Genomic DNA, 20726 nt, shown 5'->3' with positions numbered 1-20726 from the left:
ACACCTTTCTTGTGTCTTTAAAAAAACTCCGTCAAAAAAAATGGTTCCGTATTTTGGGAAATAAATACGTGCTTATTTTGGTAATTTTCACGGTTTGGATGGTGTTTTTTGATACCAACTCGTGGTTTATTCACAAAGAACTTAACGATGAGATCGAGAAGTTAGAAGGAAACCGTGCATATTTTAAACAAGAAATTAAATCTGATCGAAATCAGATCAATAAGCTTAAAGATTCTGAAGAATTGGAGCGTTTTGCGCGGGAAGAATATTTGATGAAAAAAGAAAACGAAGAAATTTTTATCATTGAATTTGAAGACAGCTTAAAAACAGATAAAGATGGGTAAACATTTATTTTCTGAATTTCAACCGGTTTCGGCTAAAGCTTTTAAGCAAAAGATACAATACGATCTTGAGGGCCTGGACTATAATAAAACACTGGTCTGGAATGCTCCTGAAGGAATACATATAAAACCCTTTTACCACAGCGAAGACACTACTCCACTTACCATTCCCGGTCAACCCAAAAACTGGAATATTGTTGAAGAGATTTTTATTTTAGACCCTAAGGTTTCTGCAGAAACGGCTTGTCTTGCGCTTTCTAAAGGTGCAGAATCGCTGCTTTTTAAAGCAGATAAGAAATTCAATGTAGATGAATTGGTTAATAATCTACCACAGCAAGAGTTGACAATCTATTTCAATTTTAGTTTTTTGGATGCTGATTTCTTGACCGAATTGAGCCTAAAACTGAAAGCTAAAAATCACGTAGCTTTTTTAAACATAGATATTGTAGGCAATCTGGCATTGTCAGGAAACTGGTTTTCTAACCAGAAAAGTGATTTTCAAAGTTTGGAAAAGGTTTTTTTAAACGCTGAAAACGATAACGTTATAGGTGTTGATTTAACAGGCTATCACAATGCTGGCGCAAACACGGTTCAGCAATTGGCTTATGCATTGGCACACGTCAATGAATATTTCAACCAGTATGGAGATGCTTTAAAAACCCAGACCATCACGTTTAAGATTGCTACAGGTTCTAATTATTTCTTTGAAATTGCAAAATTAAGAGCACTTCGGTTGGTTTTTGCAACGCTTGCAGAGGCATATAATTTGCCACAAAATTGCCACATTCTTGCTGTTTCCGCTTTGCGGAATAAAACCCTTTACGATTACAATACAAACCTTTTACGCACCACAACAGAAGCTATGAGTGCCATACTGGGTGGGGTTGATAGTTTTTGTAATCTGGCTTATGATGCGATTTATCATAAAACCAATGAATTTGGTCAACGAATTGCCCGGAACCAATTGCTTATTTTAAAGCACGAGAGCTATTTTGATCAAGTGGCTAATCCTGCAGATGGAACATATTATATTGAAGAATTAACGCAGCAATTCTCAGAGAAAGCAATCAGCCTTTTTAAAGAGATTGAAGCAGGCGGTGGTTTTATAACGCAACTTATAGACGGGAAAATTCAGAAGAAAATTAAAGAATCTGCTGTTAAAGAACAGGAGGCTTTTGATTCTGGAGAAAAGACTGTGATAGGCAGCAATGTATTTCAGAACACCGAAGATCAAATGAAAAATGAGCTTGAGATTTTTCCATTTCTGAAAATCAAACCGCGTAAAACTTTAATAGAACCTGTTATTCCAAAACGCCTGACAGAAGCATTAGAACAAAAACGATTAGAAGATGAGTAGAAAAAACCTGCAACATCTTAGCCTTAAAAAATCGATTAGCACAGAATCGATAGATACTTCTGTGGCGACTACTGCAGAAGAAATACGTATTAAAAAGGAATATTCTGAAGCTGATCTGGCAGGCCTTGAACATCTGGATTTTGCAGCTGGGATTCCGCCATATTTACGTGGACCGTACAGCACGATGTATGTGCGCAAACCGTGGACCATCAGACAATATGCCGGTTTTTCTACAGCTGGAGAAAGTAATGCTTTCTACAGACGCAATCTTAAAGCAGGTCAGAAAGGACTTTCGGTTGCATTTGATTTGGCCACGCATCGCGGCTATGACAGTGATCACGAGCGCGTAGAAGGTGATGTTGGTAAAGCCGGTGTAGCTATCGATTCGGTTGAAGATATGAAAGTGTTGTTTGACCAAATTCCCCTCGATAAAATGAGCGTCTCGATGACGATGAATGGAGCTGTTTTGCCTATTATGGCATTTTATATAGTCGCTGCAGAAGAGCAAGGCGTAAAATCAGAACACCTGCAAGGGACAATTCAGAATGATATTTTGAAGGAGTTTATGGTGAGAAATACCTATATCTACCCACCAGGTCCTTCGATGCGTATCATTTCAGATATTTTTGAATTTACGGCAAAGCAAATGCCTAAGTTCAATTCGATTTCCATTTCGGGATATCATATGCAAGAAGCAGGCGCGACTTGTGATATTGAGTTGGCATACACACTTGCAGATGGTTTAGAATATTTACGCACCGGAATTAAAGCCGGCTTAGATGTTGATAAATTTGCCCCGCGTCTTTCTTTTTTCTGGGGAATTGGGATGAATCATTTTATGGAAATTGCAAAAATGCGTGCTGCACGTATGCTATGGGCGAAGATCGTGAAGCAGTTTAATCCTAAAAATCAAAAATCGCTTTCCTTGCGTACACACTGTCAAACCAGTGGTTGGTCACTTACTGAGCAAGATCCGTTTAATAATGTTGCGCGCACTACTATTGAAGCTGCTGCTGCAGTTTTTGGCGGAACACAGAGTTTACACACTAATGCGTTAGATGAGGCAATTGCTTTGCCTACTGATTTCTCGGCGCGAATTGCCCGTAACACTCAACTTTATTTACAAAAGGAAACCGAAATTACACGCACAGTCGATCCGTGGGCCGGTAGCTTTTATGTGGAACGCTTAACACACGGAATTGCTGAAAAAGCCTGGGAACATATTGAAGAGATTGAAGAGCTGGGCGGTATGACTAAAGCCATTGAAAAAGGAATCCCAAAACTACGTATTGAAGAAGCTGCTGCCCGTAAACAAGCCCGTATAGATAGCGGTAATGATTTGATTATTGGCGTGAATAAATATCAGTTAGATCAAGAAGATGATCTCGTCACACTTGAGGTAGATAATGATGCGGTACGTGCGTCTCAATTGCAACGACTTGAAAATTTAAAAGCCAATCGCAATGCTAAGCAGGTAGTAAAAGCGTTAACAGATTTAACCGAATGTGCAAAAACAGGAACTGGTAATTTGCTAACTTTAGCTGTAACTGCTGCTCGAGAAAGAGCTACTCTGGGAGAAATATCAGATGCTCTTGAAAAAGCTTTTGGCAGACACAAAGCCCAAATAAAATCATTTAGTGGTGTGTACAGTAAAGAAATAAAAACAGATCCCGCTTTTGCTAAAGCCCAACAACTCGCAGATCGTTTTGCCAAACTCGAGGGGCGACGTCCCCGTATTATGATTGCTAAAATGGGGCAGGACGGTCACGACCGCGGAGCTAAAGTTGTAGCGACCGGTTATGCTGACGTTGGCTTTGATGTAGATATTGGCCCGTTGTTTCAAACGCCCAAGGAAGTCGCAAAGCAAGCTGTAGAAAATGACGTTCATATATTGGGAATATCATCTTTAGCTGGTGGACATAAAACACTCGTTCCGCAAGTTATTCAAGAATTAAAAGCACTCGAACGCGAGGATATTATGGTTATTGTAGGTGGTGTCGTTCCGCGTAAAGATTATCAGTTTTTATTTGAAGCCGGAGCAGTTGCCGTTTTTGGTCCCGGATCAAAAATCAGTGAGGCTGCAATTTCTATTTTAGAGATTTTACTGCAGACATTTGAATAGATTTTTATTTTAAATGTTCTAAACACATATATTATGCTGTGAATTAAGATTCTATAAAGCAGAAATTTTCTAATTTTCTATTTTAACAAATTCATCAATCATGAAAATTAGTATTCACAGCTTAACCTTCTTCGTTTTTTTATTCGTTTCCAACTTTTGTAAGGCTCAGGAAAATGTGAGGGTTATTGATAATCCGGATTATGAAGTAACCACTAGCGGAATTACGTACATCCAACGTATAGAATCCTCCCCTGAAGAAACCCGCGTCACCATGCATTCTAAATTTATTCCTGGTTGGTGGATCAATTTTACAAAAGACACCTATTTACGGGATGCAGCTACCGATAAAAAATACATGATCAAAAAAGTGATAGATGCCGAATTTGATGAAAAACTCAGGACACCAGATTCCGGGGAACAATTCACCGAGCTCATTTTTGAACCACTCCCCGCTTCTACTCAAACGATTGATTACGTAGATGCTTCCAATACTATTTTTGGGGTTTCTCTTACTCAAAGCAGTTCTGAAACTACAAAAGAAGTACCATCAGATGTGATGAACTGGATTCAGGATGAAGTAGCACAATCAGATCCAGCATTGAAGCGTTTTGATTCGGACAATTTTTTCCATCGAAAAATGGGGCGTATTGTGGGTTATATGAAAGGCTACGATCCCAGACTGGGTTTTGAGACCGGAATGATTTATATCGGCAATGAACTAACCCGGGAAGAATATCCCACCGTTGTAGAAATTGCACCTGATGGACGATTTGAAGCCGAAATACCTTTGGTTCAACCCTTAGAGACCTATTTGGTAATTAATGAGAAAGGTTTTACCTTTTATCTGGAACCCGGTACTACCCTGGGTCTTATTTTAGACTGGAAAGAGTTTTTGCTTGCAGACCGTTATCGCGACCGTCGGTACGAATTTGAAAGTATTGAATATCATGGGCCGCTAGCTAAAATGAACCGGGAATTAAATGCATTTTCTCCCCTACGCCCTGATTACCGAGAAGAATTTCAAAAATGGGTAGGCACCCTTGCTCCTCTAGATTTTCAATCTAAAATCCTTAATCTATATACTCAAAATGAAGCCAGACTAAACACATTCTTATCTGAAAATAGCATCTCCAAAAAAGCGGAGGATTTTCACCGAGCCCATATTAAGCTAATCGCCAGTACTGATATGTTCAATTTCGTAGATCGCAGGGATTATTTGAAAAAGAAAGATACTACCCATGCCATTCTTAAACTTGAAGTGCCCGATTCCTATTATGAGAGCATGCAAACCTTATTACCAGTAAATGAACCGGCTGCTTTGGCCACTAATCAATATAGTACTCTAATAAACCGTCTCGAGTATACCAATGTATTTACCAAAGTAGAACACGATTCACAACTTTCAATATTTCGGGAACCAGAAAGAACGATACTGGAATATTTTGAAGAAGAAGGTATTGCTTTAGAAGAAAAGTATAATTTTTTTTTAAAACCAAATGACAAAAAATCGAAGCTTGATTCTTTGGAGCGAATAAAGTTGGCAAAAGAATTCAATGAAAAATATAAGACAGAATCACAAGCATACTTTAAAAAATATGTAGAAGCCACTCCCGAGGACAAAGCGCAAGTGGTATTGGATAAATGGAAGCAAAAAGACAGTTTGCTGGTCCATTTCTTTGGTGTAGACAAAGATCTGGCCAGTGATATTATTAAAGTGCGTAGTCTTAAATTTTTCTTTGATTTTTGGGGAAAAGAAACTTCAGAGCTGGTCTGGGCAAGCCTTAAAGAAAATATAGGTAACCCGTTTTTAAAAGCTGAAGGACAACGGATTTATGAACAGACGTATCCTCAAGTATCCGATAACGAAATGATTGTAGATGCAGATATTCCTACAGCCGAAACTTTTAAAGAAAATACTCTTATACTTCCTGAAGGGAAAGGCACTGCGGCCTTCCGCAACATCACAGACCCATTTAAAGGTAAAATTCTCTTTATTGATTTTTGGGCAACATGGTGCGGTCCCTGCATAGGTACTATTGAAAGAATGAAGGAAACCCGTAGAAAATATAAAGACAACCCTGATTTTGAGTTTATTTTTATTACAGATGAAAGTAGTAAATCTCCTAAATATGAGGATTTTATTAAAGAACAAGAACTGGAACACGTGTATCGAGTAGATCAGAGTACCTATCAGCGCTTTAGAGATTTATTCAGTTTTAATGGAATTCCTCAATATATCGTTCTGGATAAAGCAGGCAATGTGGTAGATGCCGATTTTGCAATGCATAGCTTTGATTTTAAACTACCAAAAATCCTCAAGAAGTATAAGTAGTTTAGAAAATATAATTAGTAGATTGAATCATTGTGAAAACATGTACATTTAAAAAAAGCAATTAAGTACCACTAAAATGAACTATACCCATAAAATGCTACGCGATGATGCGCTAAAAGGAAAAACCATTGTAGTAACCGGAGGCGGAAGCGGTCTGGGAAAATCTATGACCAAATACTTTCTCGAACTGGGTGCTAACGTTGCCATAACTTCGCGCGATCTCGATAAATTAAAAAATACTGCTCAGGAACTTGAGGAAGAAACCGGAGGCAACTGTTTTGCCGTTCAATGCGATGTACGCCATTACGAGCAGGTAGAGACCATGAGAGATGCGGTTATTGAGAAATTTGGCAGTATCGATGTATTGTTGAATAATGCTGCAGGTAATTTCATTTCTCCTACTGAGCGGCTTTCAGCAAATGCTTTTGATGTGGTGATTGATATTGTTCTGAAAGGAAGTAAAAACTGTACGCTGGCATTTGGTAAACACTGGATTGATTCCGGAGAAAAAAATAAAGCCATCCTCAATATAGTAACGACCTACGCCTGGACCGGTTCTGCCTATGTAGTGCCCAGCGCAACTGCTAAAGCCGGTGTACTGGCGATGACGCGCTCGCTAGCTGTTGAATGGGCGAAATACGGCATACGCTCTAATGCGATTGCACCCGGCCCCTTCCCTACTAAAGGCGCCTGGGAACGTTTACTTCCCGGAGATCTGGCAGAAAAATTTGATCTATCTAAAAAAGTTCCGCTACGTCGCGTAGGCGATCATCAGGAACTGGCTAATCTGGCAGCATATCTGGTATCAGACTTTTCAGCTTATGTTAACGGCGAAGTCGTCACGATTGACGGTGGAGAATGGCTAGAAGGTGCAGGACAATTCAATCTTCTTAAAGACATCCCGGAAGAATTATGGGATCAGCTCGAAGCTATGGTTAAGGCCAAGCGAAAAGGCTAGAAATCCCGCTCCAATTTTTTATAGGTGCATTAATGCCTGAAGAAACCGAATAGACAATAAATTTTATGGAAAAGCCTTTAAGAATGAAGTCTTAAAGGCTTTTTTATTTAAATCAAGTTGAGAGTTAAACTATCTCGGGGCAAGCCCACGAGGTATTCGTTAGAAACCAATTTTCAATTTCGCGGCAAGCCTCGGGGTTTTAAACCCTTTGGTGGTGCCAATAAAAAACTAAGCTGCCTGAGATTGCTTATTCTTTGAACCGAACAAGGATGTAATTCCCCTTTTAATGAATTGAAATATCACAATATAAAATATGATTACCGGGAAATATGAAAAATCAAAAGCAACCGCTTCAAAGCGCAACAGATGTTCCAGTAATTCAATTGAATACAACGGAAAATGGAAAACTGCCTCGCGATTTTGCAACAACTGAAGTCCTACAAAGTAGAGAATAATCAAATTATTAAATACTGCATAAAACAATAAAAAACTGGCTTTAGAGCTTGTAGCATCCTTAAAATAAGCTACCGGTGCTGACAAAAATATTTTTAATGATTTGTTGGCTTTTGATAGCAAATTGGTCGTGCTGGTAGCATCAGAAAGCAACCAGTATCCGTCAGAACGTATGAAGGGAACCAATTGCAGAATACTATAGAGAGCAAGTGTAAATGTGATTTGAGTATAAAGCACTACTTCAGGATAAATCAGGTGTAAGACATAAAATATCAATAAGCACCATAATTGCATATAAACCCCAGCAAGATTACCTATTATTCGCTCAATTTTCGAGGCATGCCATAAGGCTGATATATTAGAAAACAAAACAGGAAAGATTAAATACAACCCTCCACCTATTTCTCCGCTCTTGCCCGTAAACTTTTTACAGGCAGCAACGTGACCCAATTCATGAAGAATAATAGTAATAAAATACAATGCCATCAAATTAACTATTGAAAACCCAGTATTTTGAAAACTAATTGTGACTAAACTATAAACAGCTAAAAATAATAAGACGGTAAAACCGAAAAAAAAGAATGGTTTATTAAACAGAGTTTGCAATGGGGTGGCCAATTTACCGGCCAGTGAAGCATTAAAAATCGTAAACTGAAGACTTATAAAATTTTTATCCTCTTGTATTTCGGGCTGATGATTCTTTAACAGCCCTGTAAATCCTAAGCGATTTATTATAAACGCTAAGAATTGTTCTTCAGTAAATGTATAGCCATAAATTGTATTAAAAATAGTTTTGGCTTCGTTAATAGTTTTGGCTTCGTTTAACAGTTCGAGTAATTCTTTTGCAGGTTTCGTAATAATGTAGTGGCCTTGCTTACTTTCCAAAACCCAAGAGTCGGTTTCATATTGCGATAAGGTATACGTTTCCAATAAAGCCTCCATATTATTTACTTACCTGATCAATTATATCACGATTATGTTCTAGCATTTCAAACACACTGTCAATCCATTGAACCAGCTCCAGTAATCCCAAATCTTTCGCTATTTGCTGTGCTTTAGTAAACTGTGCTTCCGCAAAATCATTACAGGTTTTGGCAATTCCTGAAAGATAAAATACCCGTTCTTCAAAACGCTCCAGGTCTGTACGAACTTCCAGATTTTCAGCTTTAATGTATTCCTGAACCTGACTTATACAATACGTAAGTTGATTGTTTTGTATATCCTTATCAAAATCTTCTAGATCATCTAACATTTGCATACCGTAAAATAACGGAGTCAACATATTTTCCAACTCAGCTTGTGTGGTTTTAGATTTAAAAAGGATCAGCATTCCACTTGAAGGTACAAATGCCGGGGCATGTTTTGCCAGCGCATAAGACTTAAAACTCTCTAGATTATGAACTATATTTTTACTACTGTTTTGTTTTTCAAGAACAAGACCGGTATAATATGCACTCATATAATTATCCATCACTATCCAGAAATTTGAATCCTTATTAAATAAAGTAGCAAGTGTTCTTAAAGAGCGGGTGTTTGACAAATGGGCTTTTACCAGTCTATGTGTAGTGGGATTGATTGATGAATCAAAATCAATTTCAGTATCTATCAATGCATCTATACTAAATGTATAGAAGGTATACCGCTCAACTGCTTTTTTAAAAGACTCAAAATCAGCTATATTGTCTATAGCACATAATGGACTTATAAAATTAAGTAGCTGTGTAAAAAAATAAGTAGAAATTGAATTTTGTGACATATATAAATGTAAAAAAGTTCAAATTAAAATATAATTTGAACTTTTCTGATTTAAGCTAAACACTTAACCAATAATAACTTGTAACAATACATTAACCCGGAGTACTTCCTCCACATGTTGGTGGGGGTGGACATGGATTACATGAATGATGCGTTTTTGCACATCCCGAATCGTGGCTTGAGTAATAAAAAGTAAATTCTTTACGTTCTTCAAGTTTCTCAAAAGAGAAATCTTCTAGCTTGTGTTGAAACCCTTTCATACTAATTATGTTTTAGGTTAATAATTAAAACTTATAACAAATTACTATAGAACAAAAAACCTGAAAAATTTAATCGTCAACACTCGGATTTTTCAGATAAAACCACAGAAAATCAGAATATTTCTTGATTTTTATATTAAACCCCAATACATTCTTTGTAAAATTTAAAAAAAACCCTTTCAACCTGTTAACAAAAAGCATTTCATTTGCGGGTTATAAATTGTATTTTCGCACAACAATTCAGTCAAAAATTTATGGGTAAAATAATAGCAATTGCTAATCAAAAAGGAGGAGTTGGTAAAACTACAACCTCTGTAAACCTTGCTGCCTCTTTAGGCGTTTTAGAGAAAAAAGTACTTCTTATTGATGCAGACCCCCAGGCTAACGCCACATCTGGACTTGGTATTGATGTAGAAACTGTTGAACTGGGTACCTATCAATTATTGGAACATTCGAGCAAAGCGGAAGAAACTATTATCAAAACAGATTCTCCAAATCTGGATTTGATTCCGGCACATATTGACCTAGTTGCTATTGAGATTGAACTCGTAGATATGGAGCAACGCGAGTATATGATGGCAAAAGCAATACGACATCTTAAAGATTCTTATGATTATATTCTTATAGACTGTGCGCCATCACTAGGCTTATTAACGCTTAATGCGTTAACTGCTTCAGACTCTGTAATTATACCCATACAGTGTGAATATTTTGCATTAGAAGGGTTAGGAAAACTCCTAAACACAATAAAAAGTGTACAGAAAATCCATAATCAGATTTTAGATATAGAAGGCCTTTTGCTAACTATGTTTGATTCTCGTTTACGCCTTTCTAATCAGGTGGTTGATGAAGTTCAGAAGCATTTTAACGAGATGGTTTTTGAAACTATTATTCAACGTAACGTGCGCTTGAGTGAAGCGCCAAGTTATGGTGAAAGCATAATTAATTACGATGCCGGCAGTAAAGGTGCTGCAAATTACTTAAGTTTAGCACAGGAGATAATCACAAAAAATGACGCATAACGATGGCTAAAGCAGTAAGAAAACAAGCCTTAGGACGCGGTCTTTCTGCATTATTGAAAGATCCCGATAATGATATTAAAACTGCCGAAGATAAAGGTGCAGACAAGGTGGTGGGTAATATTGTTGAATTAGAACTTAACAATATAGAAGTCAACCCGTTTCAACCACGAAGTAGTTTTAACGAAGACGCTTTAAAAGAATTAGCTTCATCAATACGCGAGTTAGGGGTTATACAACCTATTACGGTACGTAAAATTGATTTTGATAAATATCAGTTAGTTTCCGGAGAAAGACGTTTTAGAGCTTCTAAACTCGTTGGTCTAGAAACCATACCTGCATACATACGTATTGCAAATGATCAAGAGTCATTAGAGATGGCTCTTGTTGAAAATATTCAACGGGAAGATCTTGATCCTATTGAAATTGCACTTTCATACGAACGTTTAATTGAAGAAATAAATCTTACTCAAGAACAAATGAGTGAGCGGGTAGGTAAAAACAGATCTACTATCGCAAATTATCTGAGATTATTAAAACTAGATCCTATTATTCAGACCGGTATGCGTGACGGTTTTTTATCTATGGGACACGGTAGAGCTTTAATAAATATCGAAAGCACTTCTGATCAATTAGATATTTATGAAAAGATATTAGAAAACGCTTTATCTGTACGTGCTACCGAAGCCTTAGTAAAAAGCTATAAAGAAGGTAAAAGTGTTAGTAAATCTACACCTGCAAAAAGTAAAACTCCAGAATATATTGAGAATGCAAAAAAGGAATTTTCCTCTTATTTTGGTGCTAAAGTAGATGTGAAAGTTGCCAACAAAGGCAATGGAAAATTAATTATTCCGTTTTCATCAGAAGAAGACTTTAAGCGACTTAAAAAACTAATTTCTGGTGCCAAATAAATTCCTGCTACTTTCATTCCTATTTCTATATTCGTTAAGCTATGCTCAGGAAACCGAGCCAGTTGCTCCTAAAATAGAAGCCGAAGAAATAGACGAACCTTTTAAAGAATATGAACCTTTAAAACCTGCAAGAGCAGCTTTTTATTCTGCTATTTTACCGGGTCTAGGTCAAGCTTACAATAAAGATTACTGGAAAATGCCCATCGTATATGGTGCTGTAGGTACGGGAGTGGGTATTGCTATTTACAATCATGACCTTTTTCAAAAATATCGTACGGCTTATAAAGATCGCATAGCTGGTAGAATTGATGAGTTTACAATTGTTGCTGATGATGGTACTCTAACTCAAACTTTTACAGAAGATCAGTTAATTCGTGCTCAGGATTTCTACAGAAGAAATAAAGAACTTTCAATATTAATTACCGCAGGAATCTATGTTTTGCAAATTATAGAAGCAAATGTAGACGCCCACCTTTCTCAATATGAGGTTGAAGACCGCTTGAGCTTCTCTCCTTTTATGGAGCGCAACACATTTGATTACAACAACACCTTTGGAATGCGGTTAACTTATACTTTTTAGATTATGAAAATTGCCCTTCTTGGTTATGGCCGCATGGGAAAAACTATAGAAAAACTAGCTACAGAACGTGGTCATACTGTTGTTAAAACTATTGATCAGGATGATGATTATGATTTTAACGGTGCAGAAGTTGCGATAGACTTTAGTGTCCCAGACGCAGCAGTAAATAATATTTCTGCTTGCTTAAAAGCTGGTGTTCCGGTAGTTTCTGGAACTACAGGTTGGTTAGCTAAGTATGACGATATGGTTTCGCTATGTAAAAAAAACAATGGAGCATTTATTTATGCATCTAACTTTAGTGTTGGGGTCAATATTTTTTTTGAACTGAATAAGCATCTTGCTAAAATGATGCAACATCTTAAAGATTATAACGTATCTATGACTGAAGTGCATCACATTCATAAACTAGATGCACCCAGTGGTACTGCTATAACATTGGCTGAAGGAATCTTAGACCACTCTAACAATACAGACTGGGTTCTCGATAAAGAAGAAACTGATAAAATCACCATTAAAGCTGAACGTGAAGGTGAGGTTCCCGGTACACACACAATAAAATATGAGAGTCAGGTTGATGAAATAACCATTGAGCATAAAGCGCACAATCGTAACGGATTTGCATTAGGAGCGATTATAGCCGCAGAATGGTTAAAAGACAAAACCGGCATTTACAGCATGAAAGATGTTTTAAATTTATCGTAACAAAATTTAAAAATTTCAACTAATACAACATTAAACCGCAATCGTTTCTGATACCTAAGAGACTTGCATAACAAACATACCGATGACATTAATGCAATGGTTTATTTTTTTTCTGGCATTACAGGTAATTCATTTTTTGGGCACCTGGAAGCTTTATAAAAAAGCCGGAAGACAAGCCTGGGAAGCTTTAGTTCCCGTATACAATGCAGTAATTTTAATGAAAATAATAGGTCGCCCTTGGTGGTGGACGATTTTACTGTTTATACCCATTGTCAATCTAATTATGTTTCCGGTTATTTGGGTAGAAACGGCGCGTAGTTTTGGTAAGAACACTACCACAGATACAGTTCTGGTTATTGTAACATTAGGTTTTTACCTGTATTATTTAAATTATGTAGAGAATATAACCTACAAAACCGAACGTTCTTTGGTTCCTAAAAGTGCTTCTGGAGAATGGGTAAGCTCTATTTTATTTGCAGTTGTTGCTGCTACTATCGTGCACACTTATGTGATGCAGCCCTTTACAATACCTACGGGCTCATTAGAGCGTACGCTACTTATAGGAGACTTTCTTTTTGTGAGTAAATTTCATTATGGAGCTCGTACACCTATGACAACGGTAAGTTTTCCTATGGTTCACGATACAATTCCCGGCGTTGGAATTAAATCGTATTTAGATAAACCACAACTCCCCTACTTCAGACTTCCCGGTTTTCAGGATGTTAAGCGGAGTGATATTGTGGTTTTTAGTTGGCCGGTAGATACGGTTAACCGGTTTTATGGTTTGGACGATGGTAAGTATTACCACAAGCCAATTGATAAAAAATCTAATTATGTTAAGCGCGCTGTGGGATTACCGGGTGATAGTTTAAAAGTTGTTGATGGTAAAGTTTTTGTAAATAATGAACCTCTCGAATTACCAGATCGTGCTCAACTGCAATACAGCTATCAAGGTACTTCTAAAGGTGGCGGGTTTAACGCAAAAAATCTGTATGATCAATATAAAATCACAAATCTGCGATTCTATAATGCCACCCAGTTTGCTACCCAAGCGATAACCGATGAGAATGCAGAGCGCTTTAAAAATCATCCTAATGTTGCTTCTTTAGAAAAATTGATTGCAACTCCAGATCAAAAAGATCCGTCAATTTTTCCTAAAGGAAATGCGAGCTTAGGAAACCGTGACCAGATCGCTTCAGTATATATCCCGAAAAAAGGAGCTACCACCCCTATTTCAACTGAAAATTTACCGCTTTATAAACGCTTGATTGAAATCTATGAAGGGGAAGAAATGGGTGAGCCACGAGAAATAAGCGTAAATGGAAATCAGGTTCTCTTGAATGGTGAACCACTTTCTGAATATACTTTCAAACAAGATTACTATTGGATGATGGGTGATAACCGTCATAATAGTGAAGACAGCCGTTTTTGGGGTTTTGTACCTGAAAATCATATAGTAGGTAAACCGGTCTTTATCTGGTTTAGCTGGGATAGTAATGGTAAAGGTATTATGGAAAAAATACGTTGGGAACGCTTATTTACTACTGTAGGGGGTAACGGAAAACCAGTTTCGTATTTCTTATACTTTATAATCGCTTTAGTAGGTTATTTTGTTATTTCAAAAGTCATAAAAAATAAGAAGGCTAAATCCTAATTATCAACTAAACAACACTAAAAAGCATCAATTCCTCAGGTTTTGATGCTTTTCTTTTTTGATGTCCTAAAAATTTACATTTTAACATAAATAGCTAGGTATTACTCGACCTGTTTTTTAGCTTGTCACCTATGGAAACACAGGAAAAAAATACACGTAAAGTAAAAAATAACGATACGGTGCAGGTACATTACACCGGTAAATTAACCAACGGTCAAATCTTTGACAGCTCTGTAGATAAGGAGCCTTTAGAGTTTCAACTAGGTCAGGGACAAATCATCCCAGGTTTTGAGAACGGACTTATTGATATGAAGGTTACTGAGAAAAAAACAGTAACTATTCCTGAAGGTGAAGCTTATGGAGAAGTAAGAAAAGATCTGTTTCAAGAGGTTCCTAAAGCTGAATTACCATCAGAAATAGATCCTCAAGTAGGTATGGGTCTTGTGGCTAAAAACCCTGATGGTAGTGAGCGTCAACTTCGTGTAGCAGAAGTACGTAACGAGAGTATCGTTATCGATGCAAACCATCCATTAGCGGGTCAAGATCTAGTTTTTGACCTAGAAGTGGTTGCGATAAAATAAGAAACTGAATTATTTGTATACAGTCCGTAAACCTAGTGTTTACGGACTTTTTTTATACCTAATCGTAAAACATTTAATCTGTATTAACAAAATTATAGGATTCTCAAAAAAATAAATTGAAATAACACTTGTTATAAGTGTCTAACTAAATTTATGAATATAATGAGAACATTTAATACGGTTGCCCTATTAGGAGCGACCATACTTACCGTATCATGTGTGTCTAAAAAGAAATACACAGAACTTGAAACCAAATATGATGATACTCGGGTTTCGCTTACCAAAACACAAGTAGAAAAAGAAGAATTAGAAGCGAAATACAGCGCTATTGAAAACCGTGTTGCAGACTACAACAGTAAGATAAATTCATTGAGAGACGATAATTATCAAAAATTAGATCTTGTAGAGAATCTTGCTGTAATGTCTGAACGTACCAAAGACAAAATGCGCGCTACTTTAAAAAATGCAGACCAGAGCCAATTAGCACAAGCTAAAAGTCTTGAAGATTCTATGAATCTTGCAATATCTTATAATTTGAAGAAAAATCTGGATGCCAGCGTGTCTTCAGATGATGATATTCAGGTTGATATTGATGAGACTGTTGTGATGATCAATGTTTCAGATAAATTATTATTTAACAGCGGAAGCTACAGAGTGAGTAATAAAGCTGATAACTTATTAAAGCGTCTTGCTGACGTTATCAATTCTGAACCAGCTATAGAAGTAATGGTTGAAGGTCATACAGATGATCAAACTGTAAAATCTGGAGCTTATATCAAAGATAATTGGGAACTTAGTGTACAACGTTCTACAGCTATAATTAGAGAGTTACAGGATAATTATAATGTAGATCCTAAAAAATTAATTGCTGCAGGACGTAGTAGTTATTTACCTCTAGTTGATAACGCAACTAAAGAAGACAGAGCTAAAAATAGACGTACCCGTATTGTAATTCTACCTAATCTTGATAAGTTTTTATCGCTTGTAGGTAGTACTGACTAATATTATATTTTTTTCTACTTGTAAAAAGCCGCCATTGTGTGGCTTTTTTTGTTTAATAAAACGAATAAGTAAGCAAAAAGATTTTTATGCTCTGTCTTAATGTCTAACTTTAAGATATGCCCTACTTCTATTAATCAAAAAGTTTGAAATATGAAAGTGAGAGATACCTACCTATCTAATCTTATAAGAGAAGAACACAAGTTTGATTTTGGAGTATTCTATTTTTTTGATGACTATATAATTTCAGAAATATATGAAGGCGAAATTTTTGAGTGGAATAAAGCTTGTGAAGTCATTAAAGCTTGTAAACAATTCTATAAAAAAAAACATCAAAAAATAAACTATATATCAAATCGAATTAATGATTACTCTATAAAGCCTCAAGATTGGCTTACGTACTTAAATCAATATGATCTCTTAAATATATTCGCAGTTGTTATTCATCGCAAAACAGCCATACACAATTTAATTATGGAACGTCTTTTTTATAAAGGCGAGATATTTTCTTTTGAAAGTTTACTTGAAGCAGTTAATTTTATTCATGAACAAGAAGACCTTGTTCATGTTACTGACTTTAAGAAACTAAAAGAAAACTAATATGGTTATACTCTTTGAACTTGCACTTATATGCGCAGGTATTTTACTAGGGATTACTGCGCTAGATAAATGGGATGGCAGCACTCAGATTTTTGCAAAAGCTGCAAACACGCTTAAACCTTTTGCAGCCGTTATAGGCGGAATATGTTTACTTATAGGTATTTGGTTTTTATTCAGACCGTTCTGTACGTTTAGAGATATAATAGGTATTCTGGCAGGATTATCATTGCTAGGTGGTTCGTTTGAAAACAGCCAGTCTCTTCAAGACTTCTTTAACAAGTCGGCTGCTTTTCTGAATCCATATAAAGTAATTATAGGAATCATCGCTTTAATTCTGGGTATCTTGGGACTTCTAAATATTGCTTTTATTTGCTAAAAGCATTAAATTATATAGATTGCTATTTGCTCACTTATAGCTATACTAAAAAAGCTTCCAGAAACCGGAAGCTTTTTTTAGCATAAAATTTAGTCTCAATATTATAAATCCTGATTAGTCGGACGTATTAAAATTTCATTTACACTGCTGTGCTCAGGTTGCGTTAAAGCATAATAGATTGAGTCTGCAATGTCTTGTGCCTGTAATGGAGTAAGGTCTTCAAACTGAGACATCATCTCTTGTACATCTTCATCTGTGATCGTATTAGTCAATTCTGTATCTACAAATCCGGGCTCAATAGCAGTAACTTTAGTATTATACTTAGGTCCCATTTCTAAACGAATCCCTTCACTTAATGCTCTAACAGCATATTTTGTGGCACAATAAACAGCTCCTGCTGGCATAATTTTTCTACCAGCAACAGATGATATGTTAATAATGTGACCAGATTTTGTTTCTTTCATATCTGGAATTACACTAGCGACACCATTAAGAACACCCTTAATATTAACATCTACCATTTTATCCCACTCATCCGTTTTCAAATTTTCAACAAATGAAAGAGGCATTAGACCCGCATTATTTACAAGGGAGTCAACTTTACCAAAAGTTTTGTGTGTTTCGTCAATTACTTTTTTCCAATCTTTTTTACTGGTAACGTCTGCAGTAACTACTAAAGCTCTACCCCCGGCTTTTTCTATTGATGCTTTCAATTCATTTAATCGATCAGTTCTTCTGGCAGTGATTACTAGATTTGCTCCGGCTTTAGCTAAAGTTTTAGCGGTAGCTTCTCCTATTCCGCTTGAAGCTCCTGTAACAATTATGGTTTTATTTTTTAGTTTCATAAATTTTGTTTTTTACAAAACTATAAAACTCAACAGCTAGCAGAAGTTGACCTATGTTAGTTGCACCTGTTAATATGCCTCAAATGATGTTAATCAGTGTTAATCAAGTACTGAAAGCTCTTTTCTAATCCTACTCAACGATTCTGGTTTGATACCTAGATAACTCGCGATTCTATAATTAGGTACCCGCTTTTCTATATTAGAATAAGTTTTACAAAAATCTAAATACCGTTGTTTACTGTTTTTTTCTAATCCCGCTTGTACACGAGCTGTTAAACTTATAAATGCTCTGGTTGTCTTGATCCTGAAAAATCGCTCAAAATTTGGTATTCGTTTATACAGCTCTTCCAGATTATTTTTCTTCAATCCTAAAACCAAAGAATCTTCTAAACAACTAACGCTCAATCGTGCTGGTGTTTCATTAAAAAAAGCCGAAAAATCACTTATCCACCAATCTTCAATGGCAAACTGTACCACAGATTGTTCTCCAGCTTCTGAAGTATGAAAGGCTTCTACACAACCTTTTACAACATAATATTCTGTATCTACAAACGAACCGGGCTGGATGAGAAACTCTTTTTTTCGCAAGCGTTGCGGAGCTAGAATACTCTTAAACTCTTCAAATTCTAAATCAGAGATCTGAATAATTTCTTCTACGTGAGACCGTATAGATTCATACATAAACTAAAGTTAGATAAATTCAAAAATATCAATTCTACTTATAACCTATTTTGATTGTGTATTGTTTAAGTAATATTTGGCAAAATGATTTTAAGTTTCATTATAAATTTAGCTTAAAAAATATCAGCCTAATTTTATGGATATTGCAATCATTGAAGTTTTCATCATCCTCGGTTTAACAATTTTCTTTTTTGTGACCGAACTCTTTCCGGTTGACAAGATTGCAATGTTTATTGTGGTTTCTTTAATCCTATTAGGTTTAGTTAGTCCAGAAGAAGGTATAAGTGGTTTTTCCAATTCGGCAACAATAACCGTTTTAGCTTTAATGATTATAGCAGTTGCGCTAGAAGATAACGGTGTAATAGCTTGGTTTGCTAAGGGATTACAGCGTTTAAGCATACTCCCTCTACTCCTGCTCATTCCTGTTTTTATGTTTATAACTGCAGGTATTTCAGCATTTATAAGTACAACAGCAGTTGTAATTATCTTTATAAAGATCATCTTTCAATTGGCAGAACGTTATGGGATTGCTGCCGGAAAATTGTTGTTGCCGGTTTCATTCGCAGGTATTTTAGGAGGTAGTTGCACACTAATGGGTACTTCTACAAACCTCATTGTAAATTCTATAGCTCAAAACCGCGGAGTTGAAAAGCTTGGCTTTTTTGAATTTGCTTTTTTTGGATGTATTTTTCTTGTTATAGGTATTGTAGTAATAACTAGTGCTTCTCGCTTTTTACCTGCTAAAAATGCTTCTGAAAGTTTAGAGTCAGATTATAAGCTTGATGAACTCATCACTACCTTAACTATTAATGATGATTCTCCCCTAATAAGTAAGTCAATAAAAAATATTTCATTTTTAAATACACCTAATGTAACACTGTTGAAACTCATTCGCGGTAGTGACGTTACAAATGCTCCCGGAAAATACATCACCTTAGCTCAAGGGGACCGCTTAGTGGTCATGGCAGATCTAGAAACGGTAGAACAAATTTCTGCCGAAGAAGGACTCTCAAAGAAAAATACTGAACAATCAAAAGAGAATGAGGAAGAGAATGGAGAAGAGAATCCAGAATCTGAAATCCATTTAGTGGAAGTTTTAATTTTGCCGGGATCTACTTTTATAGGAAATACGCTTAACAGTTTAAAGCGTTTTAAGCTTGAAGGAGCACTGCCCGTAGCGATTAAAAAACGAAAAAATATTCGCAACACACGAGAACGCCTAATTCGTAAAGATTTAGATCAGATTCGCATAAAACCAGGGGATCGAATTCTATTAGAAATAACTCAGGCAGAACTCAATACTTTAGAGAATTTAGAAGGTATTGTAATTCTTAGAACACATGAACCCTTTGAACCTAAAAACAAGACCAGAAAGTATATAACACTTGCTATTTTATTGACGGTTATAGGTCTGGCAGCGTCAGGTATTTTAAGTATTTTGGCTAGTTCGCTTACCGGCATTGCTTTGTTATTAGTAACTAATAGCTTGGAGATGAATAAAATTTATCACAAAGTTGACTGGCAGATTTTTTTCTTATTGGCCGGTATGATTCCATTAGGAGTTGCAATGACAAACAGCGGAGCAGATATTTGGCTATCTGAGCATTTGCTTATGCTTTTTGAGGGGAAGGATAATTTATTTGTATTGGGGGCTTTATTCTTAATAACGATGGTTTTAAGTGGCAGTATTTCAAATAATGCTACAGCGGTAATTATGACCCCAATTGCTATTACAGTTGCTAGTGGCTTAGATCTTTCTGCAAAACCTTTTATACTCGCAGTTATGTTTGCAGCGAATTTTAGTTTTTTTACTCCGGTAGGTTATCAGACTAACACCTTGATTTACAGTCTGGGTATTTACAAATTCAAACACTTTTTTATTATAGGTGGAATTCTCTCAATCATTCTTTGTGTTGCCGGTACGCTTCTACTTGCCACACTTTTGTAAAGTAAACTAACCTGGGGAACACCTCAGAATATTAAACCCTTTTGGTTATGCCACTAAAAAAGCAGCTATCTAAAAGAATCAGATAACTGCCCGTTTGTGATTGATTTGATTGTATCTTGAAAAATCAGCTTCCTATTATTGAGCTCTTTTCCTTAATAAAAAGAAGCAAGCCTAACACGTTCTAAAACATCTCGCCAACAGAGCCGACAATTAGTTTTATACAAAATCTGAATTTTAAAGAACTTCTTGATT

General features: G+C 36.2%; 19 protein-coding genes. 15 read left to right on the top strand and 4 right to left on the bottom strand.

All coding sequences use genetic code 11. From position 1 onward, the window contains the following. The first annotated feature begins 53 nt into the window (after nucleotides 1–53). The 5 genes from DSM02_RS13025 (at nucleotide 54) to DSM02_RS13005 (ending at nucleotide 7110) form a co-directional block, all read left to right on the top strand. Nucleotides 54–344: an FtsB family cell division protein gene (locus DSM02_RS13025; protein ID WP_128766058.1), complete on the top strand. Its 291-nt coding sequence runs from the start codon at nucleotides 54–56 to the stop codon at nucleotides 342–344. Continuing rightward, complete coding sequence (locus tag DSM02_RS13020) at nucleotides 337–1698, top strand: methylmalonyl-CoA mutase subunit beta (RefSeq protein ID WP_128766057.1); 1362 nt, start codon at nucleotides 337–339, stop codon at nucleotides 1696–1698. Before DSM02_RS13025 ends, DSM02_RS13020 begins: the two co-directional genes overlap by 8 nt. Next, nucleotides 1691–3820, top strand: coding sequence for a methylmalonyl-CoA mutase (gene scpA, locus DSM02_RS13015; RefSeq protein WP_128766056.1), 2130 nt, complete (start codon nucleotides 1691–1693; stop codon nucleotides 3818–3820). Before DSM02_RS13020 ends, scpA begins: the two co-directional genes overlap by 8 nt. Nucleotides 3821–3920: 100 nt before the next feature. Next, the gene (locus DSM02_RS13010) at nucleotides 3921–6152 is read left to right on the top strand and encodes a TlpA family protein disulfide reductase (protein ID WP_128766055.1); all 2232 of its coding nucleotides are present in this window, start codon (nucleotides 3921–3923) and stop codon (nucleotides 6150–6152) included. 76 nt (nucleotides 6153–6228) lie between these two features. Then, entirely contained in the window at nucleotides 6229–7110 is an 882-nt protein-coding gene (locus DSM02_RS13005) for an SDR family oxidoreductase (RefSeq protein ID WP_128766054.1), read from the top strand. A 228-nt stretch (nucleotides 7111–7338) separates the two neighbouring features. Here DSM02_RS13005 and DSM02_RS13000 read toward each other — a convergent pair whose 3' ends face one another. Continuing rightward, entirely contained in the window at nucleotides 7339–8505 is a 1167-nt protein-coding gene (locus tag DSM02_RS13000) for a hypothetical protein (RefSeq protein WP_128766053.1), read from the bottom strand. A gap of 1 nt (nucleotide 8506) precedes the next feature. Further along, nucleotides 8507–9319, bottom strand: coding sequence for a hypothetical protein (locus DSM02_RS12995; RefSeq protein WP_128766052.1), 813 nt, complete (start codon nucleotides 9317–9319; stop codon nucleotides 8507–8509). A 513-nt stretch (nucleotides 9320–9832) separates the two neighbouring features. On the opposite strand from DSM02_RS12995, the gene DSM02_RS12990 reads away from it, so the two are divergent. From DSM02_RS12990 to DSM02_RS12950, 9 genes are all read left to right on the top strand, one after another. Continuing rightward, the gene (locus tag DSM02_RS12990) at nucleotides 9833–10600 is read left to right on the top strand and encodes a ParA family protein (protein ID WP_128760931.1); all 768 of its coding nucleotides are present in this window, start codon (nucleotides 9833–9835) and stop codon (nucleotides 10598–10600) included. A gap of 2 nt (nucleotides 10601–10602) precedes the next feature. After that, nucleotides 10603–11508, top strand: coding sequence for a ParB/RepB/Spo0J family partition protein (locus DSM02_RS12985; RefSeq protein WP_128766051.1), 906 nt, complete (start codon nucleotides 10603–10605; stop codon nucleotides 11506–11508). After that, nucleotides 11498–12088 carry a DUF5683 domain-containing protein gene (locus DSM02_RS12980; RefSeq protein WP_128766050.1) on the top strand — a complete coding sequence of 197 codons (591 nt, stop codon included), beginning with the start codon at nucleotides 11498–11500 and terminating at the stop codon, nucleotides 12086–12088. Before DSM02_RS12985 ends, DSM02_RS12980 begins: the two co-directional genes overlap by 11 nt. Before the next feature lie 3 nt (nucleotides 12089–12091). Continuing rightward, complete coding sequence (dapB, locus tag DSM02_RS12975) at nucleotides 12092–12790, top strand: 4-hydroxy-tetrahydrodipicolinate reductase (protein WP_128766049.1); 699 nt, start codon at nucleotides 12092–12094, stop codon at nucleotides 12788–12790. An 82-nt stretch (nucleotides 12791–12872) separates the two neighbouring features. After that, on the top strand, nucleotides 12873–14444 hold the full coding sequence (gene lepB, locus DSM02_RS12970) for a signal peptidase I (protein WP_128766048.1): 1572 nt from the start codon (nucleotides 12873–12875) through the stop codon (nucleotides 14442–14444). Nucleotides 14445–14575: 131 nt separating this feature from the next. Continuing rightward, on the top strand, nucleotides 14576–15025 hold the full coding sequence (locus DSM02_RS12965; RefSeq protein WP_128766047.1) for an FKBP-type peptidyl-prolyl cis-trans isomerase: 450 nt from the start codon (nucleotides 14576–14578) through the stop codon (nucleotides 15023–15025). Between the two features lie 162 nt (nucleotides 15026–15187). Continuing rightward, on the top strand, nucleotides 15188–16027 hold the full coding sequence (locus DSM02_RS12960; RefSeq protein ID WP_128766046.1) for an OmpA/MotB family protein: 840 nt from the start codon (nucleotides 15188–15190) through the stop codon (nucleotides 16025–16027). Nucleotides 16028–16177: 150 nt separating this feature from the next. Beyond that, complete coding sequence (locus tag DSM02_RS12955) at nucleotides 16178–16624, top strand: hypothetical protein (protein ID WP_128766045.1); 447 nt, start codon at nucleotides 16178–16180, stop codon at nucleotides 16622–16624. A gap of 1 nt (nucleotide 16625) precedes the next feature. Continuing rightward, a complete protein-coding gene (locus tag DSM02_RS12950; RefSeq protein WP_128766044.1) occupies nucleotides 16626–17000 on the top strand; it encodes a hypothetical protein in 375 nt (124 codons plus the stop codon). 101 nt (nucleotides 17001–17101) lie between these two features. Here the strand turns inward: DSM02_RS12950 and DSM02_RS12945 are convergent, their stop codons facing one another. Both DSM02_RS12945 and DSM02_RS12940 read right to left on the bottom strand, forming a co-directional pair. Further along, on the bottom strand, nucleotides 17102–17845 hold the full coding sequence (locus DSM02_RS12945; RefSeq protein ID WP_128766043.1) for an SDR family oxidoreductase: 744 nt from the start codon (nucleotides 17843–17845) through the stop codon (nucleotides 17102–17104). 99 nt (nucleotides 17846–17944) lie between these two features. Beyond that, complete coding sequence (locus DSM02_RS12940; RefSeq protein ID WP_128766042.1) at nucleotides 17945–18526, bottom strand: Crp/Fnr family transcriptional regulator; 582 nt, start codon at nucleotides 18524–18526, stop codon at nucleotides 17945–17947. Nucleotides 18527–18662: 136 nt separating this feature from the next. Between DSM02_RS12940 and DSM02_RS12935 the strand changes: the two genes are divergently transcribed. After that, complete coding sequence (locus DSM02_RS12935) at nucleotides 18663–20474, top strand: SLC13 family permease (RefSeq protein WP_128766041.1); 1812 nt, start codon at nucleotides 18663–18665, stop codon at nucleotides 20472–20474. The last annotated feature ends 252 nt before the right edge of the window (nucleotides 20475–20726 follow it).

Origin of the sequence: Leeuwenhoekiella polynyae (assembly GCF_004104075.1) — a bacterium.
In the GTDB taxonomy this organism is placed as follows: domain Bacteria; phylum Bacteroidota; class Bacteroidia; order Flavobacteriales; family Flavobacteriaceae; genus Leeuwenhoekiella; species Leeuwenhoekiella polynyae.
The sequence above is the reverse complement of the archived record's forward strand: the minus strand, read 5'-3'. Positions and strand labels throughout refer to the sequence as shown.